Source organism: Peredibacter sp. HCB2-198 (assembly GCF_045999315.1).
Taxonomy (GTDB): Bacteria; Bdellovibrionota; Bacteriovoracia; order Bacteriovoracales; family Bacteriovoracaceae; genus Peredibacter.
Genome location: NZ_CP174607.1, coordinates 1,187,743 through 1,211,239, shown reverse-complemented (window position 1 = coordinate 1,211,239; position 23,497 = coordinate 1,187,743). Strand labels below are relative to the sequence as shown.

General features: G+C 41.9%; 16 protein-coding genes. 3 read left to right on the top strand and 13 right to left on the bottom strand.

Features of this window, described 5'->3' with window-relative positions:
- The first annotated feature begins 92 nt into the window (after positions 1 to 92).
- Complete coding sequence (locus ACJVC5_RS06180) at positions 93 to 476, top strand: hypothetical protein (RefSeq protein WP_408098498.1); 384 nt, start codon at positions 93 to 95, stop codon at positions 474 to 476.
- On the opposite strand, the gene ACJVC5_RS06175 is transcribed toward ACJVC5_RS06180, so the two are convergent.
- A complete protein-coding gene (locus ACJVC5_RS06175; RefSeq protein ID WP_408098497.1) occupies positions 473 to 733 on the bottom strand; it encodes a hypothetical protein in 261 nt (86 codons plus the stop codon). The genes ACJVC5_RS06180 and ACJVC5_RS06175 overlap by 4 nt on opposite strands.
- 99 nt (positions 734 to 832) lie before the next feature.
- On the opposite strand from ACJVC5_RS06175, the gene ACJVC5_RS06170 reads away from it, so the two are divergent.
- A complete protein-coding gene (locus tag ACJVC5_RS06170; protein WP_408098496.1) occupies positions 833 to 2,650 on the top strand; it encodes an AMP-dependent synthetase/ligase in 1,818 nt (605 codons plus the stop codon).
- A 65-nt stretch (positions 2,651 to 2,715) separates the two neighbouring features.
- Positions 2,716 to 2,928 carry a DNA-directed RNA polymerase subunit omega gene (rpoZ, locus tag ACJVC5_RS06165; protein ID WP_408098495.1) on the top strand — a complete coding sequence of 71 codons (213 nt, stop codon included), beginning with the start codon at positions 2,716 to 2,718 and terminating at the stop codon, positions 2,926 to 2,928.
- A gap of 47 nt (positions 2,929 to 2,975) precedes the next feature.
- Here rpoZ and ACJVC5_RS06160 read toward each other — a convergent pair whose 3' ends face one another.
- The 12 genes from ACJVC5_RS06160 to ACJVC5_RS06105 form a co-directional block, all read right to left on the bottom strand.
- Positions 2,976 to 3,560, bottom strand: coding sequence for a hypothetical protein (locus ACJVC5_RS06160; protein WP_408098494.1), 585 nt, complete (start codon positions 3,558 to 3,560; stop codon positions 2,976 to 2,978).
- Positions 3,557 to 5,587 carry a hypothetical protein gene (locus ACJVC5_RS06155; RefSeq protein ID WP_408098493.1) on the bottom strand — a complete coding sequence of 677 codons (2,031 nt, stop codon included), beginning with the start codon at positions 5,585 to 5,587 and terminating at the stop codon, positions 3,557 to 3,559. Before ACJVC5_RS06155 ends, ACJVC5_RS06160 begins: the two co-directional genes overlap by 4 nt.
- A gap of 126 nt (positions 5,588 to 5,713) precedes the next feature.
- The gene (gene lon, locus ACJVC5_RS06150) at positions 5,714 to 8,296 is read right to left on the bottom strand and encodes an endopeptidase La (protein WP_408098492.1); all 2,583 of its coding nucleotides are present in this window, start codon (positions 8,294 to 8,296) and stop codon (positions 5,714 to 5,716) included.
- A 14-nt stretch (positions 8,297 to 8,310) separates the two neighbouring features.
- On the bottom strand, positions 8,311 to 8,778 hold the full coding sequence (locus ACJVC5_RS06145) for a hypothetical protein (protein WP_408098491.1): 468 nt from the start codon (positions 8,776 to 8,778) through the stop codon (positions 8,311 to 8,313).
- Between the two features lie 55 nt (positions 8,779 to 8,833).
- Complete coding sequence (locus ACJVC5_RS06140) at positions 8,834 to 10,534, bottom strand: matrixin family metalloprotease (RefSeq protein WP_408098490.1); 1,701 nt, start codon at positions 10,532 to 10,534, stop codon at positions 8,834 to 8,836.
- 24 nt (positions 10,535 to 10,558) lie between these two features.
- Complete coding sequence (locus tag ACJVC5_RS06135) at positions 10,559 to 11,281, bottom strand: hypothetical protein (protein WP_408098489.1); 723 nt, start codon at positions 11,279 to 11,281, stop codon at positions 10,559 to 10,561.
- Positions 11,282 to 11,347: 66 nt separating this feature from the next.
- Positions 11,348 to 13,987: a hypothetical protein gene (locus ACJVC5_RS06130; RefSeq protein WP_408098488.1), complete on the bottom strand. Its 2,640-nt coding sequence runs from the start codon at positions 13,985 to 13,987 to the stop codon at positions 11,348 to 11,350.
- Between the two features lie 263 nt (positions 13,988 to 14,250).
- Positions 14,251 to 14,652, bottom strand: coding sequence for a 30S ribosomal protein S9 (gene rpsI / locus ACJVC5_RS06125; protein ID WP_408098487.1), 402 nt, complete (start codon positions 14,650 to 14,652; stop codon positions 14,251 to 14,253).
- A 17-nt stretch (positions 14,653 to 14,669) separates the two neighbouring features.
- Positions 14,670 to 15,116: a 50S ribosomal protein L13 gene (rplM, locus tag ACJVC5_RS06120; protein WP_408098486.1), complete on the bottom strand. Its 447-nt coding sequence runs from the start codon at positions 15,114 to 15,116 to the stop codon at positions 14,670 to 14,672.
- A gap of 133 nt (positions 15,117 to 15,249) precedes the next feature.
- Positions 15,250 to 18,075 carry a POTRA domain-containing protein gene (locus tag ACJVC5_RS06115; RefSeq protein ID WP_408098485.1) on the bottom strand — a complete coding sequence of 942 codons (2,826 nt, stop codon included), beginning with the start codon at positions 18,073 to 18,075 and terminating at the stop codon, positions 15,250 to 15,252.
- Positions 18,072 to 22,097 (bottom strand): translocation/assembly module TamB domain-containing protein, encoded by a 4,026-nt coding sequence (locus tag ACJVC5_RS06110; RefSeq protein ID WP_408098484.1) that lies wholly within the window; start codon positions 22,095 to 22,097, stop codon positions 18,072 to 18,074. The genes ACJVC5_RS06115 and ACJVC5_RS06110 overlap by 4 nt, the downstream gene beginning before the upstream one ends.
- Complete coding sequence (locus tag ACJVC5_RS06105) at positions 22,087 to 23,469, bottom strand: hypothetical protein (protein WP_408098483.1); 1,383 nt, start codon at positions 23,467 to 23,469, stop codon at positions 22,087 to 22,089. Before ACJVC5_RS06105 ends, ACJVC5_RS06110 begins: the two co-directional genes overlap by 11 nt.
- Between the last annotated feature and the right edge of the window lie 28 nt (positions 23,470 to 23,497).

Here is a 23,497-nt window from a genome sequence, read left to right as displayed (position 1 = left end):
CATACCTGACCATGATACTTCGGTATCATGGTCACTCTTAATTTCCCCCACAATCCGTCGATAAGTACATTGGAGACACCTGCGAGGATCCAATGAAACTGTTAACCCTGCTTACTACATTACTTATGTGTCAATCACTTTGGGCCAAGTCTTATGTCATTTTCAGTATGGCGCAAGATCTACCAATGGGAGTTGAGAATGAAGTTGTTCGCAAGAACTACTACATCAACATGGGTACAGGACAAGGAGTTCGCAAAGACAGTGTCGTTGATGTCTTCCGCATTATCTCAGTCCAGAATCCTTACGACGCTAAATCACGCGTGAACTATAAGGTGAAAATTGGTGAGCTTAAAATCATCCACTCAATGGACAACGCTTCGATTGCCATGGTGAATGAGTATGAAAAAGAAAACACACCCATTTTTGAGATCCCTCAATTCATGATCGGCGATCACGTTGCAGTAAGCGTGGATTAAGAACGGTCCCAGCACTCATCGAGTGGTTTTGATTTTAGGATTTCTCCTTTAAGAACTCCCGCTTCGCAAGACAAAAGCCTTACATAGATTAAGTATTCTTCACCTGCTTTTAGCAATTGTTGATTACTTCCTATGAGCATGACTTTTTTCACCCGCTCGCCAGCGTAGGCGCCCTTAAAATGAAATTCATACCATCTCGCTTCAGAGTTGAATTTAGTGACTCGTAAACATTTTGAAACTATAATGACAGTCTTCATGTTGACCGATAAGGCAAGTATCGGACCAGCTTTTACGCCTATTAAGTCACTGAATTTTTTCAGTGTCTGATGCGCGGCTGGAAAAAAAGGACTACTCGGATGTTACAAGGACCACGCACACTCGGCAGATTATTAAAACTCAGAGTTCAAAAAACACCAGATCGAAATGCGATTGGTTGGATTGAAAACAACGAAATAAAAAATCTCACCTTCTTTGAATACAAAAATCAAATTGAAATTCTTATCAGCGCCTTTCATAAAATTGGAATTAACGTTGGCGATAAAGTGGCCCTTCTTTCACAGACATGTAAAGAATGGCATCTACTCGATATGGCGACCATGTGTTCACGCGCTTGTCTCGTTCCAGTCTACCCAAGTTATCTTGCCCATGAAGTGAGTTTCATTTTCACTCACTCAGATAGTTCCATTTTGATCGTTGAAAACGATAAGCAGATGGAAAAAGTCATTCCTGAATTGAAGAACTGGACCAACCTGAAACTGGTCATTTCTATCCAGGATCTCTCAGAAGAAACTTTAAAGAAGTTCCGTAACTCTTATCCTTACTTTAGTTACAAAGAACTTCAGCGTATTGGGAAAGATGAGCTAAAATCTCATCCTGATCTGTTTGAAAACCATATCAATAATCAACTTCCAGAAGATTACGCTTCAATCATTTATACATCAGGGACAACTGGTGAGCCGAAAGGTGCGGTCGTTACTCACAATGCTTTTGTGACCATGCTCATGAATGTGGAGACCACGGTAAAAGGTGCTTTCAGTTCAGCAGATAGAACGCTCATTTTCCTTCCGCTTTCTCACGTTCTTGGTCGCTGTGATTCTCTTCTTCCTATCATGTTTGGTTGGCAGGGAGTTTATGCCGAATCCATGGAGAAGCTGGTCGATAACATCGCTCTCGTTAAACCAACCATCATGATCTCAGTGCCTCGTGTGTTTGAAAAAATCTACAACGGCATCATGGATAAAATTAAATCTGGAAGTGTGTTCGAGCAGAAGGCCTTTCAATGGGCAGTTGGTGTTGCTCAAAAATACTTCGATAAAATTGATCGCGATCTTTCTCCAGGTGCGGCCGAAATCATCGAGTTCAAACTTGCTCAAAAAGTTGTGTTCTCAAAAATCTATCAACGCTTCGGTGGACGTATCCGTTACTTCGTTTCAGGTGGCGCCCCACTTTCACCGGAGATCATCAAGTTTCTTCGCTACGCCAACCTCACTATTCTTGAGGGATATGGCGCTACCGAAACCGTGGCCCCATGTTGTCTCAATCCATTGGCCAAGCAAGTTCCAGGAACTGTAGGTCGCCCAATGGGTGACGTACAAATTTCATTCGGTCCAGATAAAGAGATCCTGATTAAGAGTGAAGCCCTAATGAAGGAATACTATAAAAATCCAAAGGCGACGGAAGACTCCCTCAAAGATGGCTGGTTTTATACTGGTGACATTGGTGAGTTCACTCCGGATGGGTTCTTGCGCATTACAGACCGTAAAAAAGACCTGATTGTAACCAGTGGGGGCAAAAACGTGGCCCCACAAAAAATCGAAAACATGGCGAAAACCAAGCCCCATATTTCCCATCTCGTGGTCATCGGGGACCGCCGAAACTATCTCACGGCCCTGGTAGGGATTGAAAAAGAGCGTTTTCTAAAGAACCTGGAAGAACTAGGACTTCCAAGTGACTGCAGCGTGATCGACCTCGCCCAAAGCCCTAAGGTGCGGGATATGCTACAAAAAGAGATCGACGAGATTAATCAGGACCTGGCCCAGTATGAGACGATCAAGAGATTCAGCATTATTTCCGAGGAGTTCACCACGGATAATTACCTGACCCCTTCGTTAAAAATTAAAAGAAAGGTTGTCTCGGAGCGTTACAAGACTACAATTGAAGCAATGTATCAATAATCTCCTTTGACAGAAGAGGCCTTCTCTTTTAAAAATGAAGATTCTAAATTCCCCAAGAGGTATGTATGGCACGAGTCACAGTCGAAGATTGTCTAGAGCATGTTGAAAACCGTTATGAGCTAGTTCACCTAACAGCTAAGCGCGTGAAACAACTTCGTGAAGGTGACGATTCTCAAGTTAAGAGCAAAAACAAAGAAGTAGTTACTGCTCTTCGCGAGATCGCTGCTGGTAAAGTGAAGCACACTTTAAGAAGCGAATACGACTCAGACGAATTCTAATTCTAAAAAGACAGTTGTAATAAGAAGGCCACCTTTCGGTGGCCTTCTTATTTTACGTACAAGATTCCTTCGTCTTTAAAACTACAAATGCTGGGCGGTTCAGACTTCTGGCACTGAAAGGCGAAATTAAAAATTTCATTGGAAACTTCTTTGCCGTCTTTCACATGAATGATCTTCTTCAAATCTTCTGAAAGTTTAATGCCTTTTTTCTGCTTCCAGTTTAAATCCGATAAACGCTCATAAATCGCCTTCACCTCAGGATAGAGATCCGACTCCTGAGAGATGCGATAATCTTCCAACATAAAGAAAGAAGAGTGAGGGTTCTTCATCGAGAGATCATTAAAACTCTCGTTTCTTTTTTTCATAAACTCATCCACCGTCTTCACTTTGACGAGAATGGCATCGAGTTTTTGTTTGTCTTCTTTAATGGACTTCGCTTCTGATGTCTCAAACGTGCCCAAGCGATTATCAGGTTTCTCATCAAAGAAATTGGATCTCTTTTCATAGATAACACTAGATTTGCTGAGACTAAACTTTTGAACTGACGTTCCTTCTGGTGAGCTGTAGTAACGTCCCAGAGTGGTGGCACCAACTGAAGTTGAGAATAGAATGAACAGGCTTAGATATTTCATTGTTTCGTACCTAGGTAATAAGAATCATCCTGACATCTGGCAGGAGCATTACATGAATACTTGTTTCGGCCCTTGTAGGCCCAGTCTGCGCACTCTAAATAACCATCCACGATTCCACGGCAATTCCCTGCCAGAATCTTTTTAAACTGATTTGGATGGAGAAGACTTGGCATTATAGGATCAGATTTAATTTTAATCACATTACTTTGATTACTCTGAGATTTGTCGACTTTATTCGACCCACTCGGACATAAGGCCCGTTGACCTAAGTTTGCCAGTTGTGAAGGCAGCCTCTCCTTAATCGACAAACATTCCTTGTTTCCATTACAGGTACAGGTGATCTGCGTTCTATCAATTTTGTAATTTGGAAATTTTTGATCACCTGAAAATGTTCGGTGTTCAATCACAATAGTGTCGGCGCCCTCTAGCTGAATAGGTGCCGTGTTGTAGGGATCTTTTAAAATTTTTTGCAAAGGAAGCAATTGAAATTTACAAAAACGAGAACGGAACGTGTGGTCGGTCACATCATAGAAGGTATACTTTCCTATCATCTTTTTCGTGTTTTCATCTCCATTCTTATAAACAGAGCTACAAGGAAATCTATCACATTTACAGAAGAGCTCACTCCCAACTGCTTTGGAGTAGGTCTCCATACTGTTTCTCATAATAGAGTCGGCCTTAGGAACGACCCTGCAGTTCCACATGGCCTTTAAGTCTGTACTTTGTTCTTCGTACTCATCACAGAGTCCAAGAAGGTGAAGCATTTCATGTACGATAGTGGAACATGGAAGATCTTCAGAATAAGCGCCAGCATTACTACGAGCGCCGGCCCTTTCAATGAGAATGTCTTTTTTATTAGGACGCTCTTCTTTAGGAAGTTTTTGAATCTCTTCTGGTGAGAACACCATCATCTCAATTCGACTTCCATCTGGCCCTTTCAAAAAAGGCGACGCCTCTTGCAAACAGCCCTTCGCCTTTTGCATCATGGCCTCAGGGGCCAGGCTTCCACTTCCCCGTTTGAAATCCACATTCACAAAGGCCTGATAATTTCCGTCCTTCTTACGTTTAAGAAGATAATCACCGGTCGAATAATAGTTACCGCTGTCTTTTTCGAAAACTTTATGTTCACCAGGAGCAAGTTCTTTACAGCCCTCCACTTTTTTTGTGGTCTGAAGCTTATTAAGAATTTCTCCAATCGGAGTTAAATTATCGTCTGGATCACACTCAAGCATTTTTGCCAGCTCTTCCGGTCCCCGACCTCCATACATCTTTCCGAACATCTGATTGAGGTTATCCAGCACCGCTTTTCTTTTAACCGGATCGCTTCCTTCTTTTAGATATTCAGATTTTGCCACCATATAGTTCTGGGCAAACTGCTTACCTTCTTCAAGACTTGTGTTGGAAAAAATAGGATCAATATTTTTGGCAATCACATGATCAAAGTCACCTACTTTGTAGGTCTTGTTCTGAAAGGTAAAAATACGATTTAATTCTTTGGGATTGATGACCTTAGAATTAATCATTGCTTCAAGGAAAGCATCAGGCGTCGTAGGAGTGGCCTCTGAAGTTATTGCCTTTTCTTCTTTTACTTCTGCAACAATCGCTTTGGGTCTTGTGGCAGGAGGAGTATTCTCCACTCCAATAGGGACAACTCGCACGTCTTTTACTTTTTTCATAAAGTAACTGTTACGAATTTTTTCGAGAACTTTACCATTGGTGTATTGAACAGGAACGGAGCAAAAACTATCTTTGGCCTGTGGACACTTTTTCTCCTGAAAAAGTTTTACGCCATCGTTGATCTTATTTTGAAAGTCCGCAATACATTTCGAATAGTCGGTATTCTTATCAATATCAATTTCACTGAAAATTTCAGGCTCAAAAACCAGCTTACCGTTTTCATCGTAAAAAACTTCAACTGAAATTTTTTCAGAAGAATCTGCAGGACATACCCAATTTACAATGAATCCTTTCGCCCAAAGTGGCGAATGGATGAGCATGACACCCATTATGAAGAAGAGAAATTTCATCGTTCCTACCCTGTAAGGAAACGGGATTACCCCGTACTAACATGATAGTTGATTGAAGCAATGAAGCAGACACTGGGCAAGAATGACCGATGATGAAAAAGAAAGGGGCCCAAAGGCCCCTTTTAATTAACGACTCTTTAGAGCGATTTTAAGAACTTCATCGAAGTGCTTAACCGGATAGAATTTCATGCCCTTACGGTGACGTTCAGGAACTTCTTTAAGGTCCTTCTCGTTCTGCCAAGGAAGAATGATTTCCTTAATACCCGCGCGTTTTGCTGCAAGTACCTTCTCCTTAATCCCACCAACCGGCAAAACTTTCCCAGTAAGGCTAAGCTCACCAGTCATCGCTATATCACCGCGAACCATCTGATTCGTAGAAAGTGAATAAAGTGCCAGTGCCATCGTAATACCTGCCGAAGGACCGTCTTTCGGAGTTGCTCCAGCCGGTAAGTGAAGATGGATTTCGTGTTTGGCCAAGAAGTCAGTCGCTTCTTCAGGATTCGGTGCCGGAACAGCAGGTGCTGTTACAGCCGCCGGAGTATCAACTTTTTTCTTCGACACTTTTTTCTTCGAAGCTTTCTTCTCTTCTAGCGCTTTCTCTTCTTCTATCTGTGCCTGAAGAATGCTCTTCACGTAGCTGTAAGCGAGGTTTGCTGACTCACCCATTACGTCACCAAGTTGACCAGTAAGCTTGAAGCCTCGACCTTTAAGAGGAATTGTTTCAATGAAGAGAATATCTCCACCAAAAGAGGTCCAGGCCAGACCCGTAACGATACCTGGTTGAAGAGGTTTTTGGGCCATATCAGTTTCAAAACGTTTTGGACCAAGATACTTCTCAAGATCAGCAACTGCTGGAGCGAACTTTTTAAATTTCTTATTCGATACTTTTTCCAGAGCAGCTCGACGACAAAGTTTTGCCACCATTTGCTCCATTACACGCACACCTGGCTCACGAGCGTAGTCAGATACAAGTGCTTTAAGTACCGGAGCACCAAGAGAGAACTCCTTACTAACGAGACCGTGTTTCTTAAGCTGCTTAGGAATCACCCATTTCGTCGCGATTGAGAGTTTTTCTTCGATGGTGTAACCAGAAAGATCAATCAGCTCCATACGATCGAGAAGGGCCTCAGGGATCTCACCAACATAGTTAGCAGTCGCAATGAAAAGCACTTTTGATAAATCGAACGGAACATCAAGATAGTTATCAATGAACGTCTTATTTTGTTCTGGATCAAGGACTTCAAGTAGGGCCGAAGCAGGATCACCCTGATACGACTTACCGATCTTGTCGATCTCATCCAGCATGATTACCGGGTTGTTCACTTCAACACGCTTTAGCGCTTGGATAATTTTACCTGGCATCGCACCCACGTAGGTACGACGGTGACCTTTAATTTCGGCCTCGTCCTTCATACCACCGAGTGAGAAGCGATAGAATTTTCTACCAAGTGCTTTTGCAATTGAGTGACCAAGAGAAGTCTTACCTACACCTGGAGGCCCCGCCAGACATAGAATTGTTCCATCGTATTCTGGCTTTAGCTTTCTTACAGCAAGGAATTCCATGATTCTTTCTTTCGGCTTCTCAAGACCGTAGTGATCTTTCTCAAGCATTTTCTTGGCCGATTCAATATCGACCTTATCGTCAGTGGCCGCGTTCCATGGAAGCTGAACCATCCAATTGAGATAAGTACGAGTTACGTTGTACTCGGGAGAAGAATCAGGAATGGATTCAAGTCTTTCGAGCTCTTCCATTGCGGCCTTTTTGGCCTCTTCAGGAAGTCCACCTGCTTCAAGCGTCTCTTTAATTTTCTTTATGTCTTTTGCCTTATCGTCTTCATCAAGGCCAAGTTCATTTCGAATGACTTTTAATTGTTCACGAAGGAAGTATTCACGCTGATACTTGTTAACTTTGTCGTTAACTTCATCAGTGATTTTTTTCTGAATGTCTGCCACGTCTTTTTCACGTTTAAGATAAACCAGAAGTTTCGCAAAACGCTTCTTCACGATCAGAGTTTCAAGGAAGTCCTGAGCTTCAGGAACATCCAAAGAAAGGGCGAACGCCACAAGATCCGCAAGAGATCCCGGAGACGGTGAGTTCAACATCGCAAGCTTCATTTCTTCGTTGAAGTATGGGTTGATCTCAGAAAGCTTTTTTACCTGATTAATTACTGAACGAGTATAAGCGTCCAGTTCTTCATCCGGCTCATGAATGTCATTGAACACTTCAGTACGGGCCACTAGAAGTGGAGCGTCCGCGATGTATTCGACTGCACGGTAACGTTTCATACCATGAACCAGAAGATTCACTGAACCATCTGGAAGCTTTAATTTTTTAATCACCTTACAAAGTACACCTACTTTATAGATGTCTTTTGGAGTGATGCCTTTTGGAGAATCAGAGCTGGCAGTCATTGGAGAAAGACTTTCAGTGTCGTCCTCATAGCTCACTTGCTCTTCATCCATTTCCTGAAGAACTGCATCTGAGTTTTCTCCAAAGTCTTTAAACTTAACCAAGTTTAGAGCAACGTAGTTGTTCTTAGTCAGATAAGAGTCGAGTTCTGGCGTATATTTATCTTCCGACAGAATAATCGGTGCGATCATTCCCGGAAAGATAGGACTATTCACGATAGGAATAATCACCACTTCTGATGGAATTTCGGCAACAATACTAGATTCAGTATTGGCCTTTGCGTTTTTATCCTTGGCCATTTTTTTTCCTTAGGTTAGCGGATATCAATAACGAGACGACCTGGATTCTCGAGATAGAAAATGTCGAAGCTAGATTTGCCTTTAAGAGACATTTCCATCGTCATGGTTTTTCCATCAACACTAATAAAGTCGACTGCCTTAACAAACTTTGAGTTTTTCATGTTGGGCTGTGAAGTTTGAATGTTGGTGTCGAAAAAATCAATCGACACTTTCTTGTTCGGAGTGATGTGCCCATAAATTTTCGGAATTGTAGACGAGTTGAAATCAATTACAACACGCTCATAACCACGTCCATTCACGGCCGAATTTCGGACACCCATGATGCTGGCAGTTTTTAAGTTTGAGTTGTAATGGAATACACCTGAATCTAAAAAAATAGATTTCTTACGGGGAGCCACTTTCCAGATGCGCTCTTCCATGAGGTTTTGCGCTAGCACTGGGGTCACAACGAGTAAACACAACCAAATAAAAATGAACTTCATTTAAGCACTCCTCGCGATAATGAAATGACTTATTTATTTTAATAAAAAGGATGGGTTAAGACAAAAAGTTCTTACGGGATTTGGCCAACAAAGATGGTAAGAGGACCAGCATAAAACCAAGGGCGATCAGAGGAAGAGATGAACCTGGTCCCGAAGATGGAGGCTCAATAGTACCGCAGCCCGCGGCGGCCACCCCTTCGCTACCCGAAAGATTACTGCCATCATTTGCTTCTCGAGCGCGAGACACAGCATATGTATATGGTGCTTCTAAACAGGCATAATTATCTGACAATAATGCACCGGTATCAATGATAGGTCTGTACTGGGCCCCAGATTGCTCCCAAATGCTGGCGATGATCAAATAAGGTAAATGCTGATCACTGGTAAATTGAATATAGGCAGGAAATATTTGCGCCGAATATGTGCCCGATAGTCTTCTTGCTCTAACATTGACCTGAAAATTATTCTGAGCAGTAGAAGCACTGAGAGGGATGAGCGCTTCAAAATCTGGGTTGTAAGTTTCAGTGCTAGGTGAATAAGAAAGAGCACGATTTAAAGTTGTATCGGTCACCCCGTTCTTTTTTATGTTCCACTCATATTCAAGCCTCGTTCCAAATGGATATGACACCAATGAAACTTTTAAAAACTTGGGATTTCCACTGAGATTGTTGAACGATCTTAAATCAATATTAAGTGAATCATAGGCTGACCAAGTAGAAGAACTGGTAGAACGAAACCAACCAACAAAGGCCTTTTCATGTTTCTGTTCCTGAGCGTAATCATAAATAGTGATTGGACTAAATGAGCTTGCCACTTTTTCCACACTATAATCTTCATCCGACTTTAGATCACAGTGAATGGAAACAACCCCGACATCCACTGAAGGATTGAGGGAGGTCAGTGATATTGCCTGTGGCTTTCCATCATTCTCTCTACCACAGGCCGAAAAGAATGAACCGACATAAGAGGCAGGACAAAATTCAGACTGAGTATTGGCAAAATATCCAGGTAATGAATCTGTATTTTTTATCGGTGAAACATACAAATAGTAAGTATCATTCAAATCCAATCCGCCTAGAGTAAAGGCACCATTTTCATCCGAGATAGCACCACTCGCCTCGCCTGTTCTTCTCGAGATGGCCTGAATGTGAGCGCCTAAAACACCCACGTGATTTCCACCCTGCACATACCCAGTAATGGTCCCATAACTAGAATCATATTTTTGACGAATACCCGAACGATCATCCAACGAAACAGTGCTTTGTCCGGAGTAGGCCGCGTAGAACATGGTTGAATTTAAAACTTCCGAGTGTGAAAGACCAAAAAGGTGTCCCAGTTCGTGGGTCACAACATCGCCTAAGAAAACCTCACCGGCAGAGTAAAAACCAGAAGTGTTATGAAAGAAGTAGTCATCGTTTAACGAAATTACCGCCCGTTGAATGGCGCCAGCGTTGTTATAAGTAAGCTCAGTCACACCTAAAACTGCCGAGCCATACGGAAAGTTCGAAACAAAACGGATCTCATTTTCAGAAGAACCTTCTGAAACACGGGCGCTATTTGAACTTAAATTCCATTGATTCATAGAATTCAAAATAATTGTTCGCGCCTCATTGGCCGATAGATCTGAAGTATTTGTTCTGATGGTTATTGGAACAGTCGGATTGGCCCAGAATAGTTCTCTACCACCCGTCGTTAATGACGACTGATGCGCCCATGCAGACGCCAGAATAGTTAAGAGAACTAAAAGAAAACTCATTCCAATCCATTGGAAATGGGACCATTACTTGGCCTCTTTCTGTCTCGTAAGACGGAAAATCCCGCCTAATATTGCCAGAAAGGCCACCAGCCAAAACACACTAATATGTGGCTGATCTTCAATATTCTCTACTTCTTCAGTTTTTGAAGCAATGGAGCGATTTTGCCCTTCAACTACAGAGGCAGGAGCACGCATTTCTCCGCTTTCATCTGTTTCAGTCGGATATACAGGGGCCATCACAATTTTTAAGCTGGAACCCTTAATGGCCTTTACGTTTCTCTCGAATTCAACAAGCTTCATCTGCCCGACTTTGCGATCGGTTGGAAAAATGGTGTTCACAATCATGGTTTCATTGCCGTAATTCACCACTTTGAAAGTACCAAAACCTAGGTTCATTCCCCAGTAGCGGTCCTGATTACTTTTAATCATTAAAACCACGTGCTCACCTGGAACAAATTTTGGAACCCCATCAACATGAACCTCCATTCCATCCATCTTGCCGCCGGGATAATGAACAATCACTTCATCCATTCCAAAAAGATCAGACTGAAGACCGTATTCTTTATTCATTTTGAAAATCATTTGAGTGGCGATGGATCCATCATCCAGCTTGATCGCCTTGCTCTTCAGATAATGGCCAATCATGATTCCATCAGACTCTTTAATCTGTTGCTCAACTGGCTGCGGTTGAAAAACCGTGGCGTAAACCGGGAACGTAAGCAGTAGGAAAAATAGTCGAACAAACACAAAGTTCTCCTCGAATTGACCTACTTATCTTGTCGGTCTTTTCAGAGGAGAACTTGAATGATTTTATCAGTCTTTTTTAACGGGAATGAGGTCTATGGATTTAGTATCGAAACTTAGCTTCCAATTAGCTAAATGCTTAAAACAATTAGAAGCATCAATGATCACAATGGTGTTTTTAAGCTGAATCAAGTCACCCAAGAATGTACCCAAGTGCTGAAGCTCTTTTTCTGAAAGACCAAAGGAGATGTTTTCGAATACTAAAAGTGAATTCTGGATGTTCTTTAAAAGTTTTGAAAGGAGGAAAATCCGCTGCTTCTCTCCACCAGAGAGGGAATTTAAAGCTCGATCTAACGAGAGATAATCCAGATTCAAAATTTTGAGATAATCCCACACTCTTCTAAATTTTGGAGTGAGTTCAATTCGCTCTAACACCTGACTGAGTGGTAAATTATAGGCCTCGGCCACTGTCATGTGCCCATCAGAAATGTTTGCGTAAAGAGGTTTGATCTTAAGTCCCTTACAGTCTTCACACTCAAGCACAATATCTTCAAGATATTGCATCTCAATTGTAATCGAACCTCGCCCTTCACAACGTGGACACATACCAAGTTCCGAATTACTCGAAAGATGGCCCTCTTTCAGATTCATACTTTTTGCGACTGGAAGTTTTAAGAAGTGTTTTCGAATGACTGTCGAAAGTTCTGTGATGGTTCCGACTGATGAGCGCGAAGTAAATCGGTTCAAGTCAGAGGCGATCACAATGACGTCTTCAAATTTCGCCCCGGTTTTTATTCCTTTGCTATAAAACTCTTCTTCCTCAAACCACTCTCCATAGATCTTTTTATAAAGTGTATTGGCCATGACTTTAATTACGGTAGCGGTCTTGCCGGTACCTGATGGACCAGTTACCCAAGTCATATCATTCAAAGGAATTTTAAAATCAGAGTAGGTCTTGCCATAAATTTCCGGAGCAAGAACTTCAATATACTCTGGATACTTGGTTGAGGACTTTTTCTTCTCCCAAGTCACCACTTCTTTCTTCTTAAAGTATTCATTCGGAAGACCCTGATAAAGAATCTCTCCACCCTTTTTACCAGAACCTGGTCCCATGACGATCAAGTGATCTGAATGCTTTTGAATATATTCAGTGTGATCAATCAGGATAACAGTGTTTCCTTGAGCGATGAGATTTCGAAGTCCTTGAATGAGTTTTTCCAGTTCTTTCTCGGCCAGACCAAGACTTGGTTCATCCAGTACAAACAAACTATCGGTGCCCTGAAACGAGAGATACTTAATGAGTAACAATCTCTGATACTCTCCGGCCGACAAGGTCTTGGCCTTTCTTAAAAGCGAAAGGTGATTAAGTCCCATCTCCATCGCCATCTTGAGATTTTCACAAATGTTCGTGAAAAGACGTTTCTCATGGGAAGTGGCAAGTGCCCGCGGAGAACAAAAAAGCGGATAAGCTTCTTCCACTGTGAGACCCATGATCTCATCGAGTCCCCAATTTTTATCTCTGAGTTTGACTTTATAGTGATGAATATTTTTATTCAGTCGCGATGAATGACAAACCAGACATGGCTCTTCTCTTTGAAGTTGTCTGATGTAAATACGAACTGATGGTTTATATTTTTTACTCTCGAGATAGCGCTTTAATTCACCATATCCCGGATATTGACCTTGGCCTTCTTCCAATAGTTGGAAAAAATCTTTCGGGAGTTTTTTAATCGGAGTATCGAGAGGAATTTTTCTTTTCTTCAAAAGTTTAAGAAGCTCTTCGTAAGCATCTTGAAATGGACCGTAGTTTAAAAGCTTAAGCCCACCCTCTTGAATGGAGAGGTCCTTATCCATGATTTTCTTTTCATCATAGATCAAAATCGCACCGTAGCCATTACACTTTGGGCACGCCCCTAAAGCACTATAGGGCGAGAACGCACTTACAGTGACCGCCGGAACGGATTCAAAATCACACTTCGGACAAACTTTCTCAAAATGAAATTCCAAAAGTTGTGGTTTCTTAAGACCTTCTCCGAAGAGCTGGTAATTAAGTCGATACTGATCGAGCTTTAGTTCTTTCCACTTCTTTTCAACCGTCGCGAGATTGTCCCATTTAAAACGAAGCACTTCCCACAATTCATCTTCTTGATTGAAGGCCTCAACGGTCTTACGTTTCTGAGAATAAGAACGGGCCGGCAAAAAGCCCTCACCGAACACGCGCAAAAACTCATTGGGAGTAAGGAGAATGTATCCCACACCTTGAATGTTTTTTGGTGCCTGGGATTTTAATTGTTCCGCCACCGGGCGGATTTCAAGTTCCATCTCGTGAGTTGGACAAAGTTCTTTGGCGAAGCTGAAAAAGAGATTCTGCAGACTATCTGTGAGTCGCATTACATCGGAAACCACCGTACGCGATCCTACCACCGGGTTAATTTGCGGAAGACCAAAAACCGGAAGCACTGGAAAAATACGATCCACTTCCACCGCTGCCGGACGTTCAGTGAAGAACTTCATGGAGTTGGGAAAGGAGTTCACAAAGCGTCGTTTTGACTCTGTTAAAAGAGTATGGAAGGCCAATGAGGTCTTTCCCGAGCCTGAGGGCCCCGCGAAACAAACTAACTTTCTAAGAGGGATATCGAGGTCAACGTTCTTGAGATTATGAACCCTGGCGCCACGAATTTCGATCGATTCTACGTCGTGCTTTTCCATGAAGAATAATATGCGCCCAAAAGTGGGCTTAGACAACAAACCGATCTTAGACAGTTCTCGTTCTCAAAAGTCTGAGCAGAAAGCCTTACATTTATTTGAGTCAGGTTCTAGGCAGCGGTGAGCGCCGACTGAGGCGTACGGTTGAGTACGTCGCAAGGAGGAGAGAAACCACTAACGACGAACGTGACCGAAGAAATGAAAGGAGGGACAAAAAGAAAGGGGTCCATAAGGACCCCTTTCTGCACGGTATATCTTTGTGGATATTAACGTTTAGAGAACTGGTACGATTTACGAGCACCAGACTTACCATACTTCTTACGCTCAACTTTACGTGAGTCACGAGTAAGGAAGCCAGCAGTCTTAAGCTCAGTACGAGAATTCGGAGCTAGCTTAAGAAGTGCACGAGCGATACCAAGACGGATAGCACCAGCTTGACCAGTAACACCGCCGCCTTTTACGTTAATTTTGAAATCGTAGTTATCGTTAACTTTTAGAAGGTTAAGCGGTTGGAATACGATGTAACGGCTTGTCGCTTTAGGAAAGTAGTTTTGAACGTCACGATCGTTGATAAGGATTTTACCTGTACCACGAGAAACGTAAACGCGAGCTACTGAAGTTTTACGACGGCCAATTGTGTGAAGATCGTAAGATTTTGCTTTAGACATATCTTTCTACCTTATAATTAAAATTTGAAAGTTAGAGCTTCAGGCTTCTGAGCTTCGTGAGTGTGAGTTGGACCAACAAACACTTTAAGCTTAGTAAACTGAGCGCGACCAAGAGTGTTCTTACCAAGCATACCGCGAACAGCTTCTTCGATGATCGCTTCTGGGTGCTTAGCTAGTTGCTCTTTAGCTGTACGTTTCTTGATTCCACCGATGTGGTTTGTGTGCCAGTGGTAATCTTTATCATCCCACTTCTTACCAGTGAATTTAACTTTCTCAGCGTTCACGATGATAACATAGTCACCAGCGTCGTTGTGAGTTGTATATTGTGGCTTGTGCTTACCTTTAAGAACCTTTGCCACTTCTGAAGCAAGACGACCAACAACCATATCTGTTGCGTCTACTACGAACCACTTCTTGTTCGCCATTTCGGCTTTAGTGATCGTATACGATTTCTGAGTAATCATAATCAACCTTCCATTAATTAATAAAAATTTTGTCCCTATATATGGACTTTGCGGCCGCACGTCAAGAAATACTCCTAAGCCAACTTGCTAAGGGTCAGCATGAGCAGATCAGGCTCTTTTAAAATTCGGGGGATTAAAAGAAGCCAATTGACACGTGGAAGCGTCCGGGGTCCTCTAAACTACCATCCTTGTTTCTTTCTCTCAAGAGTTTTATTCCGTAGTCAAAGTCTAGGGTACCCACTGGGGTGATGATCTTAAAAGTAACCCCGACCGAGTCTCTCAGGTCTCCTAAGTCCACGCGGTTAACGAACACGCGCCCCGCATCATAGAATACCCCGGCCATTAGAGCATCATTAATAAAGTAACGCGGCTCGAACTTGAAATTCGCCAGATAGGCCCGGTTATCAATCTTTTCTTCCGAAATGTCGTTTCCGTTAGGTAGGCGGTTGGCCTCCTCATCACTAAACCCACGGATGATATCCATACCGGTTAAACGAAAAACCTTGATGTTTGGAATATAGCCTTCGGTCTGCGTCACGCCATTGACCGTGACCTTTTCCCGGGCAAGGTTTTCCTGAATCCCCCCTACCATCGAAATCGCCACAGTTCCATTTTTGAAAGGAATGTAGAAACGGTTACGAGAAATGAGCTTGTAATAGTTAATGGTGAGATCCGGCTCTTTCTGGGACAGGAAATATGGGTTGGCCCATTCAGTCGATAAGTTAAAGAAAGCGCCCTTCACTGGGTTAATCTGCGAGTTACGTAAATCGTAAGTTAAACTTGGAGTGATCGCACCAATCTCGAAACTTCCATTATCGATCTCATTCGTGGCGTTGTACTGCTGAATATCTTCGTACTGATAACGTAATGAAGAAGACAATCGCTTAGTCAGATCGCGAGTAAAAATTGTATTTGCTCTCAGAATCTCGGCATCGAAAGAATAGAAGCGTTTTAACTGATAAGCACCAGAGGCAGAAAAATCAATAAGTGTATCAAAGATATCACCCTGAGTATAAGTCAGAGAGGTGTTGTGTTCGAGAATCGGAACGGCGTCTTTTCTCCGTTGAGGATCAAGGGTCTGATAACTTAGACGCTGGTTAAGCTGAGTTCTCAGAGTAATAGATTTGTTTTCACCCGCAATATTTTGATAAGACAGAGTCCCGGTCAGCTTTAATCCTAGGTCGGTACGATATCCCGGAGCGATCTCCACTAGACCATACTCTCTTTCCACCACTCTAATTAATAAGTCGGTCTGAGCGTTCTTCGAGTTATGGCGAAGAGGAGTAACGTTTACTGTATTAAAAAGTCCTGTTGCTGAAAGGGCCGATTCAATGTCTCGCGTTCGAGAAGGAGTAATCGTGTCTCCCGGTTCAAGCGGGATTTTCTTCAAAAGAACTTTCTTTCTGGTTTTGTTGTTGCCCAGGAAGAGAATTCGATTGAGTTTTACCATTGGGCCGAGATTAATCTTAAAGCGAATATCAACATCAGCACCGGTCTTTGAATAACGTACCAGGTCCTCATCGTTCGCATTAAGAACTTCGGCGTAGTAATAACCTTCTTCCTGAAGGGTTGAGGCCACTTTTTTAATGTCTTCCACCATCTTTATTGGATTAAATGGCTTGGTGACTTTGTTCTGCATGATCGTCAGAAGTTTATCCTCATACTCCAGAGGAATTCCTTCGAACTCTACCTTACGTACGAAAGCGCGCTGATTTTCCTGAATGATGTAATCGACCGTAGCATTATGTTTTTGAGCGTCGAAATTGCTGACCGGACGAAGGACTCTTACCTGAACGAAGCCCCGTTGGATGTATTGGCCACGAAGGTAATCCATGAAATATTCAAAAAACTCTGGGTCATAGAATTTAATAGAGGCAAGTTCGAAGGCCTCTTTATCAAACATCTTTTGCAGTCGCTTATTGCTGAAATAATTATTTCCAGTAAACGTCACTGCAGTCAGACGGGTCTTATACTTCTCGTCCAAGAAGACCCGATAAAGGTGAACTGTTTCGTTGTACATATTGAGATATTCAGAGTTCTCAATTCTGATGTCCGCATTCAGGCGAGCACGATTTAAGTAGTGTTCTTTAAGAGCACTCTTAATGGTTGAATCAGACAGTGGTCGCTTATATTTTCGGAACAAATCCAACAGTAAATTATGGACCACATCACGATGTTCCTGCTTAAGGTTTTTAAAATCAAAAGCAAAGAGTTGATCGTTAGTGACTTTAATGTCCAAGGTCACACGATTACCTTTAATCTCAGGAACAAAATCCATGCTGATCAAAAAATAACCGTACTTAAAAAGCTCTTTCTGGGCGTCGTCGAGATAGAGCTTGAACTTTGTCATCTCGAAGGGCTTGTTATAGAGATTGTAGAACTTCTTAACGAGATAATCCTGAACGTAACTTGATTTTGAATTCGAACGAATACTTTTAAAAATTCGAGGTTCACCCAAGGTAATGACAATGCTAAGAGATACTTTATTTCCTCTCTCTTTTACTTCATAGGTGTGGCTGTTTTTAGGATACCCCATGTTCTCCAGACGCTTCTGAAGACCATCCATGTTTTCTTTCAGTTTTTGAATTTCAAAATAGTCCCCTTCCCTCATACTGATCAATTGGGCAGGATCGTATTCCAGATTTCTGTCCGTGAAACCAATGTTAATTTCTTCAACCAAAGGCTTTAACTGGAAGCGGAGATTTAGAGTATAAAGACCATTTGTTTGATCAAGCTCGTAAGTAAAACTTTGATAGCCCCCGTCCGAAGCAAGAACTCTCAAAGTATCTTTCATATGGACTAAGCTTCGATAATCACCAACCATAGTGGCAAAACGGTTTTTCCGTTCCGTACAAAAGTCGGATTTCAAGCACTCTACATTTACCTTTGAAAGGGTCAGGCCTTCAGCAAAAGATATGGCAGGCAATAGAATCAGGAAGAGGGTAATCAAAAACTTCATTTAAACGTCCACCTGAACTTTACATCGGCACCGATGGAGTTATCAATAATGTCTTCTTCACCTTCTGCGTTGGTTCTTAGTTCGTAAACACCTTCCAGTTGTACTTTCTTTGTTAATCCATAGTTCAAGTTCATACTTTGGCGCTGACCAATACTTCCGCCCATCGTACTAGACACTGAAAGAGTCAGGGCCTCATCCAGACGTTTCTTCAATTCAATCTTGGTCGCAGAACGGGTCCTACCGAGAGCACCGCCACCTTGACCGAACTGACCTTCCTGTGAACGGCCAGTAAGAAGACTGTCGGTTCCTGATTGTTCGATCACTGTTCCCAGATTTACCTGAAGACCAAACTGTTTATTTAAAATATCGCTGATCTTAAAGCGATCGAACACGAATGACCCCACACCGACTTGAGTCAAGCTCTGTTGATCTTTCTGTTGAAGGTTACTCTGGCTTTCTTCGGTGTAACCGAAAGCAATGAGTGAAAGAATAGAGTTTCGCGGAAGCGGAGGATCTGATGTGAGATCAAAATTAAAGCGCTCTAAATCTCCATAGGCCTTCGGGAAGACCTTATAGGTCGAAATCAGTGTCAGTGCCTGAACATCGAAATCTGGATTCGAAATCTCTTTCTTTGGGCTAAAGTTAATGTCCGCATTAGTGATGAGATACTCATTGTTCTTAAAGAAAATCCGAGACGAGTTTACTGGTGTATACAGACGTCCGTCCCCACGAGGTCGTGAAGGGTTGCCGGTCAACTGTACTTCACCTTTCAGCGCCACATCCATAAGGGAGTTGGTCACACGTACCGGATTTTCTGCCTTAATATTCACGTTTAAGGTAAAGAGCTTTCCAACGGCAGATTCTTGGTTCTTCGGTAGGAAACGAATTTGTGAGAACGTGGCAGACTTGGATGAGAAGTCATTTAACTCATTTACGATCTGGGCCTTATTGATCAGGATCTCTCCTCCAATTGTGTAAGGAGGATTATTTCCGAGGATAATACCTTCACCAGTGATATTGATGACCGATTTCGAAAGAATCGGAATCTCCGCACGGTCAAACTGATACTTAAGATTGATGTCAGGGTCATTCTCATCAAAAAAGATGTCACCTTTTAAGGCAAGAGTTCCACTGTCAAGAGTTGTCATGAGCTCTTGAATAAGAAGACGTCTATTGGCGTACTCCACATCGTACTTTAGATGATTAATGGGAAACGGTAACTGTTCAACTGACACTGAAAGATCAGTGGCCTTAGACGAGATGGAGAAATCATACTTGTTTTTTCTACCATCTACTCTCACGATGTTTCGAACAAATCCTTCTGATGAAAGAACCGGTGCGATAAGAATTTCCATCAGTTTCGAGTTCAAATGAAATTCATGAATGAGGGAGACATTTCTCCCAAATGTTCCTTCACCCTTAGTCACCAAAAACAAATCGGATTCCTTGATGTTCAGATTCCAGGCCTCGATCTCACTGTTTTTTACGACGAACTCAGGTCGTTTAGACTGATAGTTGACGTTGAAATCTGGATGGTTAAACACTAGCTGCTTCAATGACCCAGTCAGATTTAGATTGTTGAAGCCCTTATCAAATGAAGAGGCCACTTCCAGATTAACTCGACCGGTAATGTCCTCCGACTCTAGATGCTCACCAAAAATACCTACTGCGAGTGGCTTGATATCAGTATTTAGAAGTTTTAAATTGAGACGAGATCTTCGATGATCCGTCATCGCAAGATCAAAGTCTGATTTAATGATATCGCCGAAGAGCTTCACATCTCCTTCAATGTGGTCTGAGTAAAGATCCAAAGAGATATCGGAATCTTCAAATGAATAGTTCTGTGATCGCGTATCAAAAAGTTTTGAATCAAGCATCAAGTGATAATGAGATGGAGTTCCCGATCCTTCAAACTTTCCGGCGATCTTGGAGTCTAAATTCAGCCCCAAATTTTTGACCGCATTAAAACTACTGAGCTGGAGATTGTCCCAGCGGTATTTTAATTTCATGATCTTGTTACTGAGATTAAAAGAGAAGTCGCCGTCAATTCTTCCCTGTCCTTTAGTTCCTTCGAAATTACTGAATGATAAAACTTCATTAAACAGAGAAACATCAAAGCGTCCCGTCGGAATCGTTTCTCCGTAGGCCACGAGTTCGGTAAAATCTATTTTTGATTTGATCCTTAGTTCAGGCAGTAAATATTTTCCAAAGATGTTAACATCCACTTTGGCCTTGAGATCAAGATCGCTTGGTAAAAAATCCACTTTTGAAAGAATCGGATGCAGGATCTCCGTAAGATCTGCAGCGGTCGCATCGTTAGAGTTAATTCCTAAGGCAATATCACGAGTGCCCCAATTCACTAGACCTGTTCCTGAAACATGGGTCTTACCGAGTTTTGATTCCATTTTATTGATAAGAACCTGGTCCTCTTTTAATTCGATCGAAAGATTCTTTTCGGTCTCATCCAGTCGATAGCCCAAGATCTCAAATCCCTTGGTCTTACCTTTGACGTTGATCACAACATTGTCTAAAGGCCCGGAGACATCGACTGATAGATTGCCTGCGCCCTTAATATCGAGATTTGCGATGTTACCCAGGTCTTCTAAATTCACTGGTGAATCTGGCACAAAAAACTTCACCTTATGTTTGTTCACAAATCCATCAACTTCAAGCTTGGAGCGTGGAAGAACCGCAGTAGCACTCATTTGAAATTCATTATTCACAATTCCAAACTCTGAATTCTGAAGACGAACTGATTTCGCCATCAAGATCTTAAATGGGTCCTTACTTTCTCCCACCACCAGACCTAAATTCTGAACATGGAAGTTATCTTTCGGCAAAAAGTAGAAATCATTTCCACGTTTTTCAAACACCAACTGACCTGTGAGATTACCCTTAAGGACCTTTAATGATGGGCCCAGAAAACGAAGAACATTATTAAGCGAAACATTTTCAACATAAGCAGTGATTGGTTTATTCAGCCAGGTCTTGCGATTGATATCGGCCACCTGAACAGGAGAGAGAAGCTTGAGTTTTTCTTTCTTGTTGTTCAACTCTATTTTATTGACCGTGAGTTTATTGTCTTCGAATGCAAGGCCCGCGCGAAGTTCATCTGCATAGAAAAGATTGGATTTAAAATCAGTCAAAAGCACATCACTCTTGGCATTGATTTCTTTGTTAAGGTACTGAACGCTAAAACCAACTTTTGCAAAACCATTTTTTACGTCGATAAATTCAGGCAACTCAAAATCACGATCCACACTTTTTAGATGCAGCTGGGCCTCACCATTAAGGGCAACTTCACTGTTCTTAAGCAGTCTATAATTTTTGACATTTCCTTTAAGAACCAAAGTCTGCACGTCGTGCTGAACTTTAAGACGATAGATATTAACGTCATTGCGATTAACTTCAGCATCTCCCCAGACCTCATCCAGAGTAAAGTCTACTTCAGGGCTCGGTTGGATATTGGCAACGTGAAAGCGAGTGGTAAAAGAATCACCTCGTTTAAAGATCTTTAAACGACGCGCTTCCAATAAATCGTGATTAGCAAAGATCCTGGTATTCTCAATCAATAAGGTATCAACTCGAATGGGCGCTTTTTCAGAAAGATCAAAAATCTTATTAATGATCGCCTGATCAATTTCTTTTAGCTCTTCATCTTTTTTTGGAAAGGTATAGTTAATGGAAGAATCGGCAATTCGTATCTGACCAAAAGTAAGTTTCTTTTCTTCCACTTCAATCAGGCTGATGTAAAAACCGATCTTTCCCAACTCCGCTTCAAAGTTTTCCACATCAGAGATTTTCTTCTTCACTCGCACGCGGTTAAGTTCAAGCCCCGGTGGGAACACACTGATGGTGAAGTTTTTGATCTTAACGTCAGTCTGTGCCTTTCTCATTGAAAGATCAGACACCACTTTCGTCACCAGTCCACCGAAAGACTTGGTCTGAATAAAGACCACAAAGGCAATAAAACTTGCCAGAAGAATGAATAAGAATGCTCCTAGAACACTTTTAAATCTCATTCAGTTTTTCTAGCCTTTCTTTTGCTAAACGGTATTTGCTATCAATCGAAATAATTTTTGAAAGAATGATCTTGGCCTGTTTTCTTTCATTCAAACGAATATAGAGTTCGGCCTGGCCATACATGAACGACAAAATGTCATCACGGGATGTGGCCTTATCAAGTGCCATGAGACAAACATCCATGGCCGCTCGGTAATCTTTGAGTTGCAACAAACACGTAAGTTTTAAATAGCTCGCTTTAAGAAAGTCCCGATCACTTTGGACCTTCTTAAGTGCTTCGTTCACTGCAATGAGCGAAACTTTTGGCATTTCACTTTGAAGGAAACTCACCGCCAGGTCACTTAACTGATCAAAACTAAACTCCTGGTGCTTAAACAGGTGAGCATAATTATGCTCTTCGTTTTCTTCGCTTTCCGGAAGGGCCGAGAAAAGTTCAGAGCGGTATTTCTCGTCAAGCTTAAGATCCGGAGATTCAAATTGAGGTCCCGACTTTGGTTCAACTTTTTTAGGAGGAACAAAATATGGCTTCAGATGAGCGAAATATTTATCGAAGTAGACAAAGTCATACTCCGGATTTGAGCGCACAACTGTAGCGTAGTTTTGAACTTCTTCTAAAAGTCCAAGTTGATAGAGTAAATTTAATAACAGTGCTTGAAATTTAAAGTCATCAAAGTAGATGATCATTTCGACCAGCTTCTTATACTCTCCCTTCTCAGAGATGCCTTGAGAAGAAATGAGACAAAAGTTCTGATAGACCTCTAACTGCGCTTTTTGTTGTCCGGCCCTAAGAACTTCCGCAATAGACTGCAGTTTCTGACTTGTTCCTTTAGGAGATGATTTCTCCACACAAGAAAGAATCAACGAACGCACCAGCTCCTCTCCGGTCTTAACATCATTGAGGAGCAAAGCAAGGCCCAGCTTTTGGAGTCTTAAAGCAAAATCAAACTTAAAGTATTTCTCAATAATGCCTTCAAGCCAAAAGGGAACGTTCGGAATTTGTTTTTCAAACTGTCTCAAAAGAAAAGTTGTGACGAGTTGATACAACTCATTCATTTGACCTTTATGTTCAGCAGTTTGAATTTTTAACTTTTGAATTGTGTGAAAGTATTTTTGTGAAACTTCCGAAGGAATGTTTTCTAACAGTTCATGTACGCGATCAAAATTTCCCGCATGAGTTTCGAGTTCACAAAGTTCTAAAAGGAATTGAACTGGAAGAGTTTTTTGTTGGCCGATTAATGCTTCTTCATACAACTGAAGAAGATCACGACGTGTTGAGGTATTAGGAAGCGAAAGTTGTACTTCAATCAACTTTTGAACTTCAAAAAACTTCTGCTCGGCCATCATCTGCCGAAATTGAATAATAAAATCCAAGATGCCCCTTCCTGTGGCACATTAAACA